Origin of the sequence: Bacillus sp. GMa5/1 (assembly GCF_050172015.1) — a bacterium.
GTDB classification, from domain to species: domain Bacteria; phylum Bacillota; class Bacilli; order Bacillales; family Bacillaceae_G; genus Bacillus_A; species Bacillus_A cereus.
On sequence record NZ_JBNLYC010000371.1, the window covers coordinates 1 to 1,873 of the forward strand.

The following is a 1,873-nucleotide window of genomic DNA, read 5'->3' on the forward strand; positions in this document are numbered from 1 at the left end:
CTATCATGCTACTCCTTTTTGCTTTGTTTCTCATATTGTTCAAACGTATGAATTCTTTCAAAAATTGGTGGGTGCGTGTATAAGAAAAATTTTACTAACGCAGGCGGATTTACTTGGCTTAAACTTGTTTTTGATAAATATTGAAAAGTTTTCACACCAGATTTCCCGTCCTTCGTCATATTTAAAGCATATTGATCTGCGGCTCTTTCTTCTATACGTGAAACGTAGTTTGTTGCTGGTTGTGCTGCAAAAGAGAGTATAGAGGAAATTAAGAAAAATAAAGGTAAAATGGAGAAACATGCTACTTTTGAAATTTGCAATGTATCTCCCCATTTGCGAATACACATATTTATAATACGACTAATTAAAAACATACCTATAAACGATAGCAATACATAACTTGCAACGCCAAAATATATATGTTTCATAACATAATGCCCCATTTCATGAGCCATTATAAATAAAATCTCTTTATCTTTTAACTGCTTAAGCGTTGTATCCCACATTACAATACGGGCGTTAGGACCAATTCCTGTTACGTAAGCATTTAATGCATTCGTTTTTTCTGACATGTTTACTTCATATACGTGTTTAGCAGGAATGTCCGCTTTGTCTGCTATCGCTAAAATTTTCGTTTCTAATTCTTTATTTTTCAGCGTCGAGAAGTCGTTATAAAGCGGATCAATAACGACAGGCTGTATGAATGTTAAAAAGATTGTAAATGGAACAGAGAGCGCCCATCCTGCGAGCCACCATCTCTTCGGAAATTTACGGATAAGCCATAATAGAACGGTAACTACGATTAACATAGTCGCATAACTTTCCCAAAAACCGATAACATGATCTTTTATCCAACTTTGTGTACTTTGTGTTGAAATGCCGTAATCAACGGACACTTTCCGGCCAATCCATTGCATCGGTAAGGCAAGCACTGTTGTCAGTAATGATAAATAAAAGAAATAAATCGCAACTTGCAAAACACTTATTTTAGTCGTTTCCTTCGACCATTTCTCAAACTTTCTTGAAATACCTAGCACAAGTACAAATAATAAAATAATCCATTCAAGAGGCGTCGCTAAAAAGTATAGTAAATTTTTCACGCGCGAATAATCTTGGCTTAGCGTAAGCTCTCTCGTACTCATAAACGTTTCTGGATCTGCACTCGTTCCCTTATACATGTCCGGAATAAGTTCATGATTCCATCCAAATAAATACCAATATATAAGTAACGCAAATCCAACGTACAAAAAAAGCGACCAACCGATAACCTTCTTCACGCTATTCCCTCCTCTATGCTGCCTGTCTATTATTATTGTAAGTTCGTACGCGCTAAATTAGAACAAGCTTATTATGTGAATTGCTCTGGATCTTTTTATTTACATAAAAAAACTCTTCTACATAAGAAGAGTTTTACCTATCTTTAAACACTTTCTTCGGTTCACAATCCGTACACTTACAAACCAACACGTACCCTACTTCCTTTTTAGATAAAATAAAAAGCCTCTTTAAGGAAGTACATCTATTAATAAACTAAAATCTTGTAAAGAGAAAGAACTATATTTCATAATACCCTGTACGGCTAAAAGTAAAACAAGACCGATCACACACATATAGTTAACGCTTTCTTCATTCTTTTTTTCAGTAACGACTCCACCACTTATACATAAAATCCCTAGCAAATGGAGCGCTAAATACATGAAAAAATAAGCTTCCTCCCAGCGCAAAATAACATTCACTGTCGTTATTAACACTAGACTAAGTAAAATCAAATAAAAAAACTTATTTGATGATATCGTTTCATTCATATAATTTTATACATCCCTTTCAAATTTCGAATTAATGATGTTTCAAAGCTATAAAGTAAATGATTGTT

2 protein-coding genes are annotated in these 1,873 nt (G+C 34.1%); both read right to left on the bottom strand.

Features of this window, described 5'->3' with window-relative positions; genetic code table 11:
- Window positions 1–8: 8 nt before the first annotated feature.
- Window positions 9–1,277 (bottom strand): M48 family metallopeptidase, encoded by a 1,269-nt coding sequence (locus ACQGSG_RS28710; RefSeq protein ID WP_000755728.1) that lies wholly within the window; start codon window positions 1,275–1,277, stop codon window positions 9–11.
- 228 nt (window positions 1,278–1,505) lie between these two features.
- The gene (locus ACQGSG_RS28715; RefSeq protein ID WP_001006050.1) at window positions 1,506–1,805 is read right to left on the bottom strand and encodes a DUF2101 family protein; all 300 of its coding nucleotides are present in this window, start codon (window positions 1,803–1,805) and stop codon (window positions 1,506–1,508) included.
- Window positions 1,806–1,873 lie beyond the last annotated feature (68 nt).